The sequence below is a fragment of the Streptomyces sp. NPDC058663 genome (assembly GCF_042716745.1).
Lineage (GTDB): Bacteria > Actinomycetota > Actinomycetes > Streptomycetales > Streptomycetaceae > Streptomyces.
This window is the reverse complement of record NZ_JBHXRV010000038.1, coordinates 18,695-34,550: the sequence shown is the minus strand read 5'-3', so window position 1 is coordinate 34,550 and position 15,856 is coordinate 18,695. Positions and strand designations below refer to the sequence as shown.

The window sequence follows — 15,856 nt, the reverse complement described above, 5'->3', positions numbered from 1 at the left end:
GTCCACCGGTGGAGAGGGAAAAGACTCATGAGCTCATTTCTCCGACCTGCGGTACCCGGCCAGGATCCACTCAGCGAGCCGTCCACGAACGGCAACAGCCGCACGGGCGCGATCAAGAAAAGCCTGAAGTACCGGCCGATCTCCTCACACCTCGCGATCACCGTTCCGGTGAGCGTGGTGATCCCCGCCATGAATGAGGCGGAGAACCTTCCGTATGTCTTCAAGTCGCTTCCGGACTGGATTCACGAAGTCGTTCTGGTGGACGGGAATTCCACCGACGGCACCGTGCGGGTCGCCCGGGAGCTGTGGCCCGACGTCAAGGTCGTACGGCAGACGGGAAAGGGCAAGGGCGATGCGCTGATCACGGGTTTCGCCGCCTGCACCGGCGACATCATCGTGATGGTCGACGCGGACGGCTCGGCCGACGGGCAGGAGATCGTCTCCTACGTCTCCGCCCTCGTCTCCGGCGCCGACTTCGCGAAGGGCTCGCGCTTCGCGAACGGCGGCGGCACCGACGACATGACCCCGGTCCGCAAACTGGGCAACTGGGTGCTGTGCTCGGTGGTCAACGCCAAGTTCGGCGCCCGCTACACCGACCTGTGCTACGGCTACAACGCCTTCTGGCGGCACTGCCTCGACAAGATCGACCTCGACTGCACCGGCTTCGAGGTGGAGACCCTGATGAACATCCGGGTCGTCAAGGCCGGCCTGAGGGTGCAGGAGATACCCAGCCACGAGTTCGAGCGCATCCACGGGACGAGCAACCTGCGGGCCGTCCGCGACGGGCTGCGGGTGCTGGCGGTGATCCTCAAGGAACGCGGCAAGCGGCACGGCCGGCGTCACCTGCCTCTGCCCGCGGTGGCTCCCCGCCGCGTGATCGGCCGGGGAGAGGTGTGGTGAGAGACGCTCCTCCGCCCGGCATCTCCGTGGTGATCTGCGTGTACACCGAGGACCGCTGGGAGGACATCCTCGCGGCGGTCTCCTCGGTGCGCGCGCAGTCCCGGCCTGCGGTGGAGACGCTGCTGGTCGTGGACCACCACCCGGGGCTGTACGAGCGCCTGGTACGGGAGTTCAAGGAGGCGCACGAGGAGGTGCGGGTGCTCGCGAACGCGGGTCCCCGCGGCCTCTCGGCAGGCCGCAACACCGGCATCGCCGCTGCCCGCGGCGAGATCGTCGCCTTCCTCGACGACGACGCGGTCGCCGAGCGGGACTGGCTGCTGCACTTCGCCGCCGGGTACGCCGACCCGCGGGTGATGGCGGTCGGCGGCCGGACCATGCCCGCCTGGGCGTCCGGCCGCAGGCCGGCCTGGTTCCCCGAGGAGTTCGACTGGGTCGTCGGCTGTACGTACAGGGGCCTCCCGGCCGGCCGGGTGCGGGTGCGCAACGTGCTGGGCGGCAACGCCTCGTTCCGCAGGACCGCCTTCGCCGCGGCGGGCGGTTTCGCCACCGGCATCGGCCGGGACGGTGACAAGCGCCCGCTGGGCTGCGAGGAGACCGAGCTGTGCATCAGGCTCAGCAGGGCGCTCCCCGACGCGGTGCTCCTGATCGACGACCGGGCGGTGATCCACCACAAGGTCCCCCGCGGCCGGGAGACGTACCGCTACTTCCGCTCCAGGACGTACGCCGAGGGCCTGTCGAAGGCCCTGGTGTCCCGAAGTGTGGGCGCGGGCAGGGGCCTTGAGTCGGAGCGCCGCTACACCGCCCGGGTGCTGCCCGCGGGCGTACTGCGCGGACTGCGGGACGCGGCCCTTGGCCGGCCCGGCGGGGCGGGCCGCGCCGCGGCCATCGTGTCCGGAGTGGCCGCCGCGGTGAGCGGGTACGTACGGGGCAGCATCCGGGCCCGCAGGGGAGGCGGCGGGTTCTCGGTGGCACCGATCGCCCCCGCCGAGCCGGCGGGGGCGGCGGTCGCGGCCGGAGAACCTGCGGGGGCAGCGGCCGGGGAAACAGGGGATTGCGAGGGACGCGAGGGGGCGCACCCATGAGTACGAGAGGCAGCTCAGGAACGAGCGGGGGCACCGCACCGGTGCCGGTCCTGATGTACCACGCGGTGGGACACCGGCCGTCCAGGGCCGCGTACGGGCTCTCCGTGTCGCCGGAGGCCTTCGCCGCGCAGATGGAGCTCCTGGACGCGCAGGGCTTCACCCCGCTCACCACCGGGGAGCTGGGGGCGGCGTGGCGCGGCAGCCGTGCCGTACTGCCGCCGAAGCCGGTGCTGATCACCTTCGACGACGGGTACGAGGGGGTGCACCGGCACGCCCTGCCGGTCCTCGCCAGGTACGGCTTCCGCTCCAGCCTGTTCGTCACGACGCTCTGGCTGCGCGGGGACGAGGAGGGTCCCGGCGCGCCGGACACCATGCTCGACTGGGACCAGGTGCGCCGGCTGGCCGCGGCCAGCGCGGAGATCGGCGGGCACAGCCACTCCCATCCGCAGCTGGACCAGCTGGACGACGCCCGGCTGCGGTTCGAGGTGCTGCGCTGCCGGGAAATCGTCGCGGACGAGGTGGGCGGCGCCCCCGTGTCGTTCGCCCACCCGTACGGCTACTCCAGCCGACGGGTGCGGCAGGCGGTGCGGGACGCCGGTTTCGCGCAGGCCCTCGCGGTCAACAACGCGCTCGCCGACCCCCGCCAGGGCCCGTTCGCCCTGCACCGGCTGACGGTCCGCCGCTCCACCGGCATCGAGCGGTTCGGCCGCCTGGTGGAGAACGGTGCCCGTCACCGCGACCTCGCCCGCGAGCGCGTCCTGACCCGGGGGTACGCGGTGGTGCGCCGGTCCCGCTCCGCCCTCCGCCTCGCGCGGCGGGCACGAGAGGCAGCCGCCGGCCGTGTCTGACACCACCACCGCCCGGGCCGGGAACGGCACCGGGGAGAACCGGGCAGGGACCGGGCAGCGCCCGCGGGGGCGCCGGCTGCGGCTGCCCGGTGCCGGGCCTCCCGGGGCCGGGTGGTCCGGTGGCGCCTCTTCCGGGGCCGGACCGTCGGGTGGCGGGCGGGGCGGCGGGAGTCCGCTCTTCCGCAACGCCTATGCGCTGATGCTCAATACGGGTGTCAGCGCACTGCTCGGCCTGAGCTTCTGGCTGGCCGCGGCCCGGTACTACGCGCCGTCCGCGGTCGGCCAGGGGTCGGCGGCGATCGCGGCGATGAAGCTCCTGGCCGGGCTGGCCGCGCTCACCCTCACCGGCGCCCTCGCACGGTTCATCCCGGTCGCGGGCCGCCGGACCGGGCGTCTGGTGTTCCGTACGTACGCGGGAAGTTCGCTGGCCGTGGCGGTGGCGGCGGGGGTCTTCCTGCTGACGCTCGACTTCTGGGGTCCTTCGTACGGCTTTCTGCACGGGCCGCTGAACGGGCTCGGCTTCGTCCTCGCCGTGGTGATGTGGTCGCTGCTGACCCTCCAGGACGGGGTGCTGACGGGGCTGCGCAGCGCGTGGTGGGTGCCCGTGGGCAACACTGTCTTCTCGGCGGTCAAGCTGGTGCTCCTGGTGCTGATCGCGACGTCGGTCCCGACGGCCGGGGTCTTCGTCTCGTGGGTCGCGGCGATCGCGGTGTCGGTGATCCCGCTGGGGTTCCTGGTGTTCCGCAGGCTGGTGCCCCGGCACGTCCGGGCCACCGAGGGGCTGACCGAGCCGCCGACGGCACGGCAGATGGGGCGGTTCCTGGCCGGTGACTACACCGGTTCGCTGTTCTCGCTGGCCGTGGTCTATCTGGTACCGGTGATCGTCGCCTCGCAGGTCAGCTCGTCCGACAACGCGTACTTCTACATCACCACCACCATCGGTGGCACGGTCAATCTGCTCGCCATCAACATGGGGGCCTCACTCACCGTCGAGGGGGCGCACGACCCGGCGTCGCTGGCCCGCAACTGCCGGGCGGCGCTGGTCAGGATGGCGAAGCTGATGCTGCCGGTGGCTGCGGTGCTGTTCTTCGGCGCGCCGTACATCCTGCGGGTCTTCGGTGACGGATACGCGCAGGCGGCGACCGGGCTGCTGCGCTGGTTCGCCGTCGGGGCTCTGCTGCGGGTGGTCATCGAGGTGTACTTCGCGGTGCTGCGCGCGCAGAGCCGCACGAGCGGACTCGCGTGCCTCCAGGGCGCGTTGTGCGTGCTGGTGCTGGGGCTGACGCTGGTCCTGCTGCCCCGGACGGGACTGACGGGGGCGGGCATCGCGGAGGTCTCCAGCCTCGCGGTGATCGCCTCCGTCGCGGCCTTCAAGCTGTACGCGGTGGTACGCGCGGCCCCGGCGGAGGCGGTGGCAGCCCAGGTGGAGGCGGCGCGCGCCGGGTCCCGGGAGGCGTCCGGGGCCGAGGACGGGCATGCGGCGGACGGGGGCGCGACAGCGACGGACGGGAGCGCGGAGACCGGCGAGACGGACGAGACGGACGAGACGGACGAGACGGACGAGAGTGCCGCTGCGGACGGGGCCGGGGAGAGCGCCGCTGCCGGTCCTGCCCTGGAGCAGCCGCCCCGCTCGGGCCCGCGCTGGGCGTTGCGGACGGCGTGGGGCGAGGCCACCACGCTGCCGTTGGGCACGGCGGCCGACTTCGACCACCAGGAGCGCCGGCCGGACATGCGGATCGGCCCGGAAACTCCGGCGGCCGGGCTGTACATCCCCCGGAGCGCCTCCGGTGTCGTACAGGGCATGACGAAGGAGGACGAGGGCGCGCAGGAGCACAGGCCGACCTGGGCGCTGCGGGTGCCGCCCGCAGCGCCGCCACCGGACCGGCATGCCGAGCCGCCCGTCCCGCGCACCACTTCGGCTGCCGCTTCGACCGCGTCGACCCCGGCCGCGACACCGTCCGCCGAGGAGAGCGAGAAGCCGGACCCGGCCGCGGTGCGGGCGGCGGACAGGCCCGGCGGCACGAACGGACTGCCGGATCCGGTCAGCCCTGCGCACCCGGACGCCTCCGCGGATCCGGACGGCCCCCCGGTCCCGGACGCCTCTCCCCCGCCGCGCCGCCTGCGCGCCCTGCTGCGCGGGCGTCTGCCCGAACTCGGCGCGCTCGCTCTGCTGGCGTGCGCACTGCTGCTGTACTGGGTGCCGTTGCGGGGCATCGGCGAGGCGGACCTGGAGCGGATCGGCGGGCTCGGGCTGGTCTCCGTACTCCCGGCGGTCACGCTGGTGGGGGCGGCGCTGCTCGCGGTGGCGTTCGCGTCGCTGCTGTGGACGGCGCGCCCCAGGACCGCGCTGCTGGCCACCGCGCTGATCGCCACGGTCGTCTCGCTGCACGCGCTGCCGGCGGTCCTGGAGGCCGTGCCGCGCTTCGCGACGGCCTGGCAGCACCTCGGCTTCCTCGACTACATCGACCGCACCGGCTCCTCGGTGCCGGACCTGGATGCCCGGTGGAGCTGGCCCGGGTTCTTCGCGGCGGCGGCGTTCGTGGCCGGGGCGTGCGGCGTCTCCGACCTGACGGAGGTGATCCGCTGGTGGCCCCTGTTCATGCAACTCCTCTATCTGGCACCGCTGTTCCTCCTGATGAGGTCGATGCGGGCGAGCTGGCGGGCGAAGTGGACGGGGGCCTGGTTCTTCGTCCTGAGCGGCTGGGTGGGCCAGGACTACTTCTCGCCGCAGGGCTACACGTACCTCCTCTACCTGGTCTTCGTGGCCATCCTGCTCGTGTGGTTCCGCGAGCCCGGGGTCATCTGGACCAGGCGGCGCCCCGGCGAGGCCGAGGTGCGGCCGGCCGGGCGGCGTGAGAAAGCGGTGCTGCTGGCCGTCCTGATCGCCCTGTTCGCGGGGACGGTCCCGGCGCACCAGCTGACCCCGTTCGTGATGCTGGGGGTCGCGGCGGTGCTGGTGATGTGCCGCCGCTCCACGCTGCGCGGGCTGCCGGTCCTATTCGGCGTCCTCGTCGCGGTGTGGATCGGTTTCTTCGCGGAGCCGTACTGGTCGGGGCACTTCGACGAGCTCTTCGGCGGGATCGGCGGGCTCGGCGACAACGTCTCCTCGTCGGTGGCGGGCCGCATCGAGGGCGGCAGTTCCGCCCACAAGCTGGTGCTCTACGTGCGGGTGGCGATGGCGGGCGGGGTGATGGCGCTGGCCTGCTGGGGCATCTCGCGCCGGCGCTTCGCGGGCTACGGCGAACGTTCCCTCGTGGTGCTGGCGTTCCTCCCGTTCCTGGGCCTCGGGATGCAGAGCTACGGCGGCGAGATGGCGCTGCGCGTGTTCATGTTCGCGCTGCCGGGTGCCGCCCTGCTCGCCGGACTCGGCTTCTTCCCCCGTACCGGAGCGAGTGCCGCCGAGCGCGACGCGGACCGCACCAGCCTGGCCCCGCTGGCCGCACTGCTGGCCGGACTCGTACTGATCGGCGGATTCCTGGTGGCCCGCTGGGGCAACGAGGCGTTCGAGCGGATCAGGGCGGGCGAGGTCGCGGCGATGGAGTACGTGTACGCGCACGACGAGCCGACCACCCGGCTGCTGTGGATGAGCGACGACGTCGTCGACAACGTGACGCCCGCGTTGCCGTGGGGCGCCAAGGACATGGAGAAGGTCCAGTACGAGCCCACCCGGGCGCCGCGCGACCCGGTGCTGGTGGCCTCCCTGGTCAAGGCGCTCAAGGACGCCGGCCCGAACTCGTACCTGATGGTCAACCGGAGTCAGGTGGTCTACCTCCAGCTGGACTCGGGCTACTCGGCCACCTGGGAGAAGCGTCTGCTGCGGAACCTGGACGCCAGGCCCGAGCTGAGGAAGGTCCTCAGCAACCCCGACGTGTCTCTGTACGCGCTGCGTGAGCAGCCGCGGGGACCGGTCGAGAAGGCGGATCCGGGACCGGCGGGACCGCGGGTGACGTGGACGCCGTGGTCGGTGGTGGGAGCGCTGGCCGCCGGCGCGCTGATCCTGCTGCTGACGGCCCGGGAGATGGTGCGGGTGGCGAGGCCGGAGGGGGTGCGCAAGCTCCAGTGGATGCAGTCCACGTTCTGGTTCTCGCTGCCGCTGCTGGCGGTGCTGCTGGCGGCTCTGGTGATCCGGGTGCTCACGCTGTCGGGGATCGGGGCGGCGTAGGCGGCGTAGGAGCTGTCCGGCGGGCCGTACCCGGGGCCGCCCGGCGGGTGAGTCCGGTTGTCAGCGGTGGGTGAGCCCGGTTGTCAGCGGCGCTCGTGTCCGGTTGTCAGCGGCGGGTGAGCCCGGTTTTCAGCGGCGGGTGAGCCAGCGCACCTCGTACGCGTTCAGGTCGAGGTCCTGGCCGTCGACCTCGGTCCGCAGGGCCCGGTCGAGGGTGTTCACGACGAGGACGGTCCGCTCGCTCGCCAGCACGCGCACCCGGGCCGCGTCGCCGGGGGCGACGGCCACCCGGTCGTCGTAGCGGGTGCCGGGCGGGAACTCCCTGGCGAACCGCGCGATCAGCTTCATCATGGGCAGCTGTACGCCGCCGCCGTCGAGTTCGGTGGAGGTCCACAGGCAGCCGGCGCACCGGGCGCCCTTGTTCTGCGGGTTCCAGTAGAAGGCGGTGCCGGTGCCGCCGCGCACCAGGGCGATCATGCCGGTGGCGTGGACGGCGGCGCGGCGGGGCTCGCTCCAGCCGTCGCGCGCGTCCCTGTCGTCGCCGGGCTCGACGTAGTACTCGGCCCACCACAGTGGCAGCCCGCCCCCGGTCTGCCGGCGCACCCACTTGCTGACGGCGGTGAACTTCTCGGTGGCCAGGAAGGGGTCGGGCAGCAGTTCGTCGTCGCGGGTGTAACTGGAGCCGTCGACGACGACGAAGTCCGCACCCGTCTTGTGCTTGTTCCAGTACGTGAAGGCGTCGAGCGAGCGCTGGTCGATGCTTCCCCAGGGGCCCTTGACGGCGGAGGCGTTCTCCTGGGCGCGCGGCTCGTGGCTGTCCATGACGAGGTAGGGGCCGCCCACCAGGATGTCCTTGCCGGCCTTCTTCAGCTCGGCGTGCACGAGGTTGTAGAGCTCGGTGTACCCCTCGTGGTTCCAGCGCTTGGCGCCGTCGTCGAAGAAGCCCTTGAACTCGTTCCAGACGATGAAGTGCTTGACGTCCGGGTAGCGGCGGGCCACCACCCCGGCAAGCTTGGCGAAGTCCGCGTAGTGCTCACGGCTCGGCGCGGTCTCCAGGGCCTCCTTGCTCCAGTCGGTGTGACCGGCACCGGCCCTGCCGCCCTTCATCCAGTCCGGGGCGCAGCACAGGGTGACGACAGGAGTGCCGCCGGACCTGCGGATCAGGTCGATGCGGCTGTCCATCTCGCCGAACTGGTAGCGGCCCGGGGAGGGTTCGGGGTTGTTCGACCCCCATCCCATGAGGTGCTGGATCTGCGGCAGCCGGGCGTCGGAGAGCAGCTTCCCGGCGCGGGCGCGGGCGGCCTCGTTGCCGCTGTCGGCGCTGTACTGGGTGTGGGTGAAGCCCCATCCGAGTTCGGGGACGGGCTGCCGGGGGGCGGCGGGCGGGGTGCCGTGCACGCGTGCGCCGTCGGCCGAGGTGCCGGCGTCGTCGTTCTTGCCGTCGCCGCCGGGCGGCCAGCCGGCGCACATGGTCAGGACGAGTGCGAGTGCGGCCATGCCCACACCGATCAGCGCGGCGAACCGCCACCGCCGAGCCCCCGTGTGCCACCCATGACGTCCCATCACCTGCCAGGGTAGCCGCGGGAGTTGTGATTGCGGCGGCACTGTGGGGAACTGCCGGTGCGGGGTCGCGTTCCGGGGGAAAAGACCGTGCACCCGGTGGCCGGGTGCCGGATCATGTCCGGCATGTCTGCGAACCGTGAGTACGTGCGTCCGGAGAGCGATGAGCTGGGAAACGAGCCCGTACGGCTCGAAGCCGCGCTGCCGCTGCGGCTGAACGTCGACGACTCCGATTCGCCCTCGGACGTGGTGGACGCCCTGTTCCTGGGCCGGTTCGCCACCGGGGAGCAGCCGTACGCGCACAGCTCCTCGGTGGACCGGGTCAGGCAGGGAGCGGCCCTGCTGCCGGCCGGGGCGCGGGTGCTGCGCGCCGCGAGGGACGACGACCGCAGCGCGCTGCTCGCGGAGGGCGACGGCTGGACGCTGCTGGTGTCGCGCTGGAACCGGGGTGCGGACGTCACGGTCACCGCGACCTCGGCGGAGCTGGCGGAGAAGGTGCTCGGCGAGGCGACGGAGGGCGCCCAGGACGAGCCGGAGCCGGAGCCGGAGGCGGTCACGATGGGCTTCTGGTACGTGTCCCCGAGGCGCGGCCCGCACCGTACGACCCGGCAGATCTCGGCCGGTACCTGGGAGGAGGTGCGCGCCCACTACGCGGCGCCGGTGGCCGATGCGATGGACCGGCTGATGAAGGTGACCCCGGACGACATCTCGGGCCGGCTCCTGTTGCTGCACGGGCCACCGGGGACGGGCAAGACGAGCGCGCTGCGGACGCTGGCCCGGTCGTGGCGGGACTGGTGCCAGGTGGACTGCGTGCTGGATCCGGAGCGGTTGTTCAACGACATCGGCTACCTGATGGACATCGCCATCGGCGAGGACGAGGGTCCGGCGGGCAAGTCCCGCTGGCGGCTGTTGCTGCTGGAGGACTGCGACGAGCTGATCAGGGGCGAGGCGAAGCACACGGCGGGCCAGGCGCTGTCCCGGCTGCTGAACCTGACGGACGGCCTGCTGGGCCAGGGCCGCAACGTCCTGGTGGGCGTCACCACCAACGAGGACCTGGAGCGCCTGCACCCGGCGGTGGTACGGCCGGGGCGGTGCCTGGCACGGATCGAGGTGGGCGGACTCACCCGGCGCGAGTCGGTGGACTGGCTCGGCACGGAGGAGGGGATCGGCCGCGAGGGGGCCACCCTGGCGGAACTCTTCGCTCTGCGCAGGGGGGCGTCACCGGGGGCGGTGGAGAGGGGGCAGGGAGAAGGCGCGGGGCTGTACCTGTAGAGGCTGCCCGGCGGGGGGGGGTCGGGGGCGCGGGGAACTGCGCGACCAGCCCCCTCGAACCCGCGGACAGCACACCGACCGTGGCCGGGCCGGCACGGGGGCCGGGGCGGAGCCCCGGTACAGGGGCCGGGGCAGAGTCCCGCCCGGGAGCCTGGGCCGGGCGGCGCCCGGACAAGCGCGTCAGCCCGCGTACGCTGCCCGGATCGCCTCGTTGGCCGCCTTCAGGGCGGACTCCGGGCCGAGGCCCAGCCGACGTGCCCGGTCCGCGAATTCCCTCGCCGCCAGGGCCGCCTCCCGTTCCGCCGCATCGCCCGCCGCCGCGACGAACGTTCCGTTCCGGCCGCGCGTCTCGATCACGCCGTCCGACTCCAGGGCCCGGTACGCCTTGGCCACGGTGTTGGCCGCGAGTCCCAGTTCCGCCGCCAGGCCACGTACCGTCGGAAGTCTGTAGCCGACCGGCAGCCTGCCGGAGCGGGCCTGTTCGGCCACCTGGCCGCGGAGTTGCTCGTACGGGGCGACGGAGTCGTCGACGTCCACGACGATCCTCAGGGTCTGCTTCTGCGAGGTCACCCCCCAAGTCTCGCGCACCGCACGACCTCGCCGTGCATGCCGTACGAGCCGTGCAAGCCGTACGCGCCGTACGAAAAGAACGTACGAAAAGAAGAGGCGCACGCCACGGGCGGTCCGTAACGTCCCGCGCATGACCGTGATTTTCCGCGAGTACCGTCCCGGTTCGCAGGACGCCGAATCCATCGTCCGGATCCGCAGCCTCACCACCCCGTACATCGTCACCACCGCCGAGGCCGTCTCCGTCGGGATGGCCACCGACAACCCGGCCGCCAGGAACCACCTGCTGCTCGCCGAGGACGAGGCGACCGGCGAAGTGGTCGGTGTCGTGCACTGCGGCATGGTCTACGAGAGCGCCGAGCCCGGCCACGGCTTCGGCTCCCCGCAGGTCCACCCCGGCCACCGGGGCCGCGGCGTCGGGTCGGCGCTGCTCCGCGCGGCGGAGGAGTACCTGACCGCCCAGGGTGCGACCACCCTGCACGCCTGGGCGAGCGGCCCCGCGGACCGGGACTTCGCGGAGCGGCGCGGCTACACCAGGGCCCACTCCCTGCACTACCAGCGGCTGGATCTGGCGGCGGGCACTCTGCCCACGCCCCCGGCACTTCCCGCCGGGTTGGTCCTCACCGGCGCCACCGCCCTCGGTGACGACCCGCGGCCGCTCTACGACGCGGACGCCGAGGTCACCCTGGACGAACCCGGGTCGACGCAGACCGTCCTCGACGACTACGACGACTGGCTGAACAGCACCTGGAACGATCCGCTCCTGGACCGCACGCTGAGCACCCTGGTGCGGTCCGGGGACGGCACGGTCGCGGCCTTCACCTTCGCCCACACCGACGGCGGGGCGCGCTACGTGTCCGGCATGACCGGTGTGCGGCGGGAGTTCCGGGGGCTCGGTCTGGCAAAGGCCGCGAAGGTCGACTCACTGCACCGGTCGCGTGCGGCGGGCTTCGTGGAGGCCTTCACCAGCAACGACGACACCAACAAGCCCATGCTCGCGGTCAACGCCTGGTTCGGCTACGAGCGCTGCGCCACCGCTGTGGAGTACACCCGTGCACTCACCTGACACACCTCGCCCGACGGAAGGTACCGCCACCGTGGAGATCGCCCTCACCAAGGCCGGCCGGACCAAGATCCGCTACCCCGCCACCCTGCTCTCCGACGACGGCACCCACCTCACCGTGCGCGCTGCCTGGGCCCGGGAGACCGTCAAGGACTTCGGATTCGTCACGTTCGCCCCGGGCGACGTCTTCACCGAGCACTACTGGCGGGACCGGTGGTACGCGGTGAAGGAGGTCCGTACCGGGGACGGCACGCTCAAGGGCTGGTACTGCGACGTGGCCCGCCCCGCCGTCGTCCACGCGGACGGCACGGTGGAGGTCGAGGACCTGGACCTCGATCTGTGGCGTTCGGCGGACGGCGTTACCGTGCTGCGGCTCGACGAGGACGAGTTCGCCGCGAGCGGCCTCGCGGAACGCGACCCGGCGGCGGCCGCCGAGGCCTCCCGCACCCTGGACTCCCTCGAACTCGCCGCCCGGTCGGAGCGGTTCACCGATCTGCTGCTCGGCGGCGACGCCGGCTGACCACGGCCACCGGCATCCGGTCCGGCCGACGGCCCCCTGTCGACCGCCCGCCTCGGCCGCCGGCACCTGGTCGGCCGCCCGCCTCAGCCGCCCCCGGTCAGCCGCCCGCCTCAGTCGCCAGTACCTGGTCGGCGGCCTGCCTCAGCCGCTGGCTCCCACGTCGTTACGGGGCGCCCCGTCGCCCACCGGCGGCAGGTCGCCCCGCTCGACCGGTCCCCCACTCGTGGCTGTGCCGCCGTCGGTGGGGCCGCCACCGCTCTGCGTTCCGGATCCGGCCTCCGGCAGGACGGCGTCCATCTCTTCGGGGCTCGCGTGGTGCGCATTCTCCGCGGCCGTCCTGACGACGTCCCGTGCGACGCCGCCGGAGCCGGTGAGCCGCACGACGTGTCCGCCCTCGGCGCGCAGGTACACGCTGTCACCGCCGGTGGAGCTGTACCAGTGGTCTCCGTCCCGCACGCACCCGTCGCAGCCGTGCACCGGCAACTGTCCCCGATCGACCGACAGTTGGACCCGTCCGCCCTGCTTCGACACATAGGTGCCCGAGAAGCCGTCGTGGCCGACGACGTTGACGGACTGCTCGGCCAGGGTGTACCCGGGTATCTCGGTGACGTAGACGTGCTCCAGCACGGACTCCCCCGCCCGCTCCTCCAGCGTGGCCCGGTCCACCTGCGCCCCGCCGGCCACCTCGCTCCCGCACCCGGCCAGCACCAGGGGAAGCAGCAGCATGGCCGACGCCCTCCGCACTCCATGTCTCATGCACCCCATCCAACCGCACACCCGTTCCCCTACTGGTCGTTGTCGGCGACGATCTCCACCTCGTATCCGGATCGGTCCTCCAGGTAGGCCGCACGGTGACCTTCCCCTCCCGCGTACGGGTGCCGGTCCGGGAAGAGGAGGGTCCAGCCGTGCTCCGGGGCGGCCGCCACCAGCGCGTCCAGCGCCGCCGCGTCCCGGATGCGCAGGGCGAGGTGGTTGAGCCCGGGGGCCAGGCGGTCGTGTCTGTCCCCGTGCAGGGCGGGCGACTGCTCCAGGACGACGTACGTGCCCCCGAGCCGCCAGCTCCGCCCCGACTCCCAGTGCTGGTACGGCACGTAACCCAGCTCGCCGAGCAGCCAGCCCCAGCTCCGCTCCCCCGCGGCCAGGTCCGGCACCCAGAGCTCGATGTGATGGACCGAGCCCGATGCCCCGGACTCGCGGAGCGGCACTTTACGGGCGCGTACCGACTCCTCGTACGCGATCGGGTCGTCGTCCTCGTGCCAGTGCAGTACGAAGCGCTGCCCCTGCCGGTACGCGTCGAGGCCCGCCCTGCAGTACGCCACCATGTCGTCCGGGAGCGCGGTGAGCGGGTGCCAGGACAGGCCTGAGCACTTGTCGGGTTCGCGGTTGGCGGGCGGGGCCGCGGGGTCGTACCGCGCCTCGAAGAACCAGCCGGTGCGCGGCCGGCCGCCCGGGCCCCGGTGCTGCATCACCAGGGCCACGGACAGGTCGGCGTGGGCGAGCGTGACGCCGACCTCCTCCGCTGTCTCTCGGATCATTGCGGCGCGCACGTCCTCGCCGTCCTCGACGTGCCCGGACGGGGCGTGCAACAGCCCGTCCGCGTATCCGGTGTTGGCGCGACGGGCCAGGAGCACGTCCGCGCCCCTGCGGAGGATCAGATGGACGTCGACCACCTCGGAGTGCCGGGGCACGGGCACGGAATGCCGGTTCTCGCGCTTCATGCACCGATGGTGGCATCCGCCTCCGACAACCGGTCCGCGGAGGGCGCGGGGGCGGTCGGCCGCCGCTTCGTGAGTTCCGGTACGAGCGTCAGCAGGCCGAGCACCGCCAGCGCCGCCCCCAGCCACAGCGGCGACCGCAGCCCCCACAGGCCGATCATCAGACCGCCGGCCGAGGAGCCGATGACGACGCCCAGCGTGATGAAGGAGGCGTGGACGGTGTTGACGAAGGGGCGGGCGTTCGCGACACGCTGCACCCGGGTGATCATCGCCGGGTTCATGGTCACACCGACGAAACCGATGCCCAGCATGAACAGGACGGCAGGGAGCGGGAGTTCGGCCAGCAGGGCGAAGCCGGTGAGGAAGAGGAGGTTCAGAGCGAGGCCGGTGGCGAGGACGGGCAAGGTGTACCGGTCGGCGAGACGGCCGACGATCATGTTGCCGACGACGGTGGCGGCTCCGTACGCGACGAGGAGCAGGGGGACTGTGCCGGTGGCGAAGCCGGTGATCTCGGTGAGGATCGGATTGAAGTAGGAGAACGCGGAGAAGGTGGCGCCGATGATCAGGGTGCTGGTGGAAACGGCCAGCCAGAAGCGTCGGTCGCGGAACACCGTCAGCTCCTGACGGAGGTCGCCACCGCTCTCGGCCCGCCCCAGTGCCGGGACCCCGACGGCGGTGGCCGCGGCGGCCAGCACCGTCAGCCCGGTGATGACCCAGAACGCGGCCCGCCAGCCCAGGCGTTCCCCGATCAGCGTCGCCATGGGCAGCCCGAGGAGGGTGCCGAGCATCAGCCCGTTGAGTGCCACGGAGGCGGCCCGGCCGCGCAGTTCGGGGCGTACGAGCTGGGCGCACAGCGAGAGCGCGACCCCGAAGAAGGCGGCCGACGCGGTGCCGGTGACCAGACGCGCGAGCAGCATCACCGTGTAGTCGACGGCGGTGGCGGCTGCGACGTTGCCCAGCAGGAAGACCGCGAAGAGCAGCATCAGCGCCTTCTTCTGCGGGAGTCTGACGACCGTCATGGTCAGGACGGGCCCGCCGACCGCCATCGCCACCGCGAACGCGGTGATGAGGTAGCCGATCTGCGGAATGGTGACGTCCAGACCGGCCGCCATCTGCGGCATCAGTCCGGCAACCACGAACTCACTGGTCACCATGGCGAAGACGCCCACGGCGAGGACGTATATGGCGAGAGGCACGGCAGGTTGCTCCTTCACATCGCGGTTTTGGATAGATCAGTACAGAACAAGGACAAAAGAAAGTGCCGCAGACAGCACGGCACGGAAAGAAAGCACGGCACAGATGAACAGCGGTCAGGGCGTCAGGGCATCCAGCACGTCAGCACGTCAGGGCATCCAGCGCCGACTCCGCGATCGCCTCCAGCGTCGCCCGGTCCGCGCCCCCCTGGGCGGAGACCCGCATGCCACCGATGACGGCGTTGAGGTACCTGGCGAGCGAGTCCGCACCCCGCCCGGAGACGACGGACCCGTCCCGCCGACCCGCCTCCACGGCCGCCCGGAAGGTGGCGAGGCGACGGGCGAGGTCGCGTTCGAGAAGCGCGGCCACCTCGGGCTCGTCGTAGCGGGCCAGTTCGACGGTGGTATTGACGGTCAGGCAGCCGATACTGCGCCCCTTCTCCCTGACCTCGAACTCTCCGTCGATGACCAGCGCGAACAGGGCGCGGATGCGGTCCGCCCCGGACATCGAGGCATCCTCCAGAAGGGCGGCCTGCCGGGCGTTCATCATGTCGACGTAGTGCGTCAGCGCACGCAGGAAGAGGTCCCGCTTGCTGCTGAAGGTGTTGTAGATGCTGCTGCGGCCGAGCCCGGTCGCCTCGCACAGATCCTGGGTGGAGGTCGCTTCGTACCCCTTCGCCCAGAAGGCGCGCATGGCGGCTTCCAGGGCGCGGCCTTCGTCGAATGTCCGCGGTCGTGCCATATGGAGGACCGTAGCACAGGTTATGGATCACCCAGTCCAATACTGCGATCCATCGCGGGGGTCGCGGAGCTGCATCACTGTGCGGCTCCGCCGCGCGGGGCTGTGTCTTTGTGCGGCTCCGCCGCGCCAGGTGCGCCCCGTCAGGGGCGCGGGGAACTGCGCGGCCAGCCACGGGCGAGCCGCACTCCCCCGCCTGCCCTGGCCGGGCTCGCCACCCCGGGGTCTGGGGCGG

12 protein-coding genes and 1 pseudogene are annotated in these 15,856 nt (G+C 72.3%); 7 read left to right on the top strand and 6 right to left on the bottom strand.

Translation table 11 applies throughout. The annotated features are described in order from the left end of the window. The first annotated feature begins 27 nt into the window (after window positions 1-27). The 4 genes from ACFWVV_RS25970 to ACFWVV_RS25955 are packed head-to-tail and all read left to right on the top strand — an operon-like array spanning window position 28 to window position 6,992. Window positions 28-900 (top strand): glycosyltransferase family 2 protein, encoded by an 873-nt coding sequence (locus ACFWVV_RS25970; protein WP_384349268.1) that lies wholly within the window; start codon window positions 28-30, stop codon window positions 898-900. Beyond that, a complete protein-coding gene (locus ACFWVV_RS25965; RefSeq protein ID WP_384349271.1) occupies window positions 897-1,982 on the top strand; it encodes a glycosyltransferase family 2 protein in 1,086 nt (361 codons plus the stop codon). The genes ACFWVV_RS25970 and ACFWVV_RS25965 overlap by 4 nt, the downstream gene beginning before the upstream one ends. Then, complete coding sequence (locus ACFWVV_RS25960) at window positions 1,979-2,830, top strand: polysaccharide deacetylase family protein (protein WP_384349274.1); 852 nt, start codon at window positions 1,979-1,981, stop codon at window positions 2,828-2,830. Before ACFWVV_RS25965 ends, ACFWVV_RS25960 begins: the two co-directional genes overlap by 4 nt. After that, window positions 2,823-6,992: a lipopolysaccharide biosynthesis protein gene (locus tag ACFWVV_RS25955; RefSeq protein ID WP_384349277.1), complete on the top strand. Its 4,170-nt coding sequence runs from the start codon at window positions 2,823-2,825 to the stop codon at window positions 6,990-6,992. Before ACFWVV_RS25960 ends, ACFWVV_RS25955 begins: the two co-directional genes overlap by 8 nt. Window positions 6,993-7,121: 129 nt before the next feature. On the opposite strand, the gene ACFWVV_RS25950 is transcribed toward ACFWVV_RS25955, so the two are convergent. Further along, window positions 7,122-8,555: a xylan 1,4-beta-xylosidase gene (locus tag ACFWVV_RS25950; protein WP_384349280.1), complete on the bottom strand. Its 1,434-nt coding sequence runs from the start codon at window positions 8,553-8,555 to the stop codon at window positions 7,122-7,124. A 114-nt stretch (window positions 8,556-8,669) separates the two neighbouring features. On the opposite strand from ACFWVV_RS25950, the gene ACFWVV_RS25945 reads away from it, so the two are divergent. Then, window positions 8,670-9,824 (top strand): DUF5925 domain-containing protein, encoded by a 1,155-nt coding sequence (locus ACFWVV_RS25945; RefSeq protein ID WP_384349283.1) that lies wholly within the window; start codon window positions 8,670-8,672, stop codon window positions 9,822-9,824. Between the two features lie 180 nt (window positions 9,825-10,004). Here the strand turns inward: ACFWVV_RS25945 and ACFWVV_RS25940 are convergent, their stop codons facing one another. Next, a complete protein-coding gene (locus ACFWVV_RS25940; RefSeq protein ID WP_384349286.1) occupies window positions 10,005-10,394 on the bottom strand; it encodes a GntR family transcriptional regulator in 390 nt (129 codons plus the stop codon). Window positions 10,395-10,524: 130 nt separating this feature from the next. Between ACFWVV_RS25940 and ACFWVV_RS25935 the strand changes: the two genes are divergently transcribed. Both ACFWVV_RS25935 and ACFWVV_RS25930 read left to right on the top strand, forming a co-directional pair. Then, window positions 10,525-11,457 (top strand): GNAT family N-acetyltransferase, encoded by a 933-nt coding sequence (locus tag ACFWVV_RS25935; RefSeq protein ID WP_384349289.1) that lies wholly within the window; start codon window positions 10,525-10,527, stop codon window positions 11,455-11,457. Between the two features lie 31 nt (window positions 11,458-11,488). Further along, window positions 11,489-11,974: a DUF402 domain-containing protein gene (locus ACFWVV_RS25930; protein WP_384349292.1), complete on the top strand. Its 486-nt coding sequence runs from the start codon at window positions 11,489-11,491 to the stop codon at window positions 11,972-11,974. A 141-nt stretch (window positions 11,975-12,115) separates the two neighbouring features. Here ACFWVV_RS25930 and ACFWVV_RS25925 read toward each other — a convergent pair whose 3' ends face one another. The 4 genes and pseudogenes from ACFWVV_RS25925 to ACFWVV_RS25910 all read right to left on the bottom strand — a co-directional run bounded on the left by ACFWVV_RS25925 (window position 12,116) and on the right by ACFWVV_RS25910 (window position 15,624). Beyond that, window positions 12,116-12,700 (bottom strand): hypothetical protein, encoded by a 585-nt coding sequence (locus ACFWVV_RS25925; protein WP_384349295.1) that lies wholly within the window; start codon window positions 12,698-12,700, stop codon window positions 12,116-12,118. Window positions 12,701-12,759: 59 nt separating this feature from the next. Next, window positions 12,760-13,665 (bottom strand): annotated as a pseudogene (locus ACFWVV_RS25920) (NUDIX domain-containing protein); the annotation flags it as partial. 23 nt (window positions 13,666-13,688) lie between these two features. Beyond that, on the bottom strand, window positions 13,689-14,885 hold the full coding sequence (locus ACFWVV_RS25915; RefSeq protein WP_384349298.1) for an MFS transporter: 1,197 nt from the start codon (window positions 14,883-14,885) through the stop codon (window positions 13,689-13,691). Between the two features lie 139 nt (window positions 14,886-15,024). Then, window positions 15,025-15,624, bottom strand: coding sequence for a TetR/AcrR family transcriptional regulator (locus ACFWVV_RS25910; RefSeq protein ID WP_384349301.1), 600 nt, complete (start codon window positions 15,622-15,624; stop codon window positions 15,025-15,027). Between the last annotated feature and the right edge of the window lie 232 nt (window positions 15,625-15,856).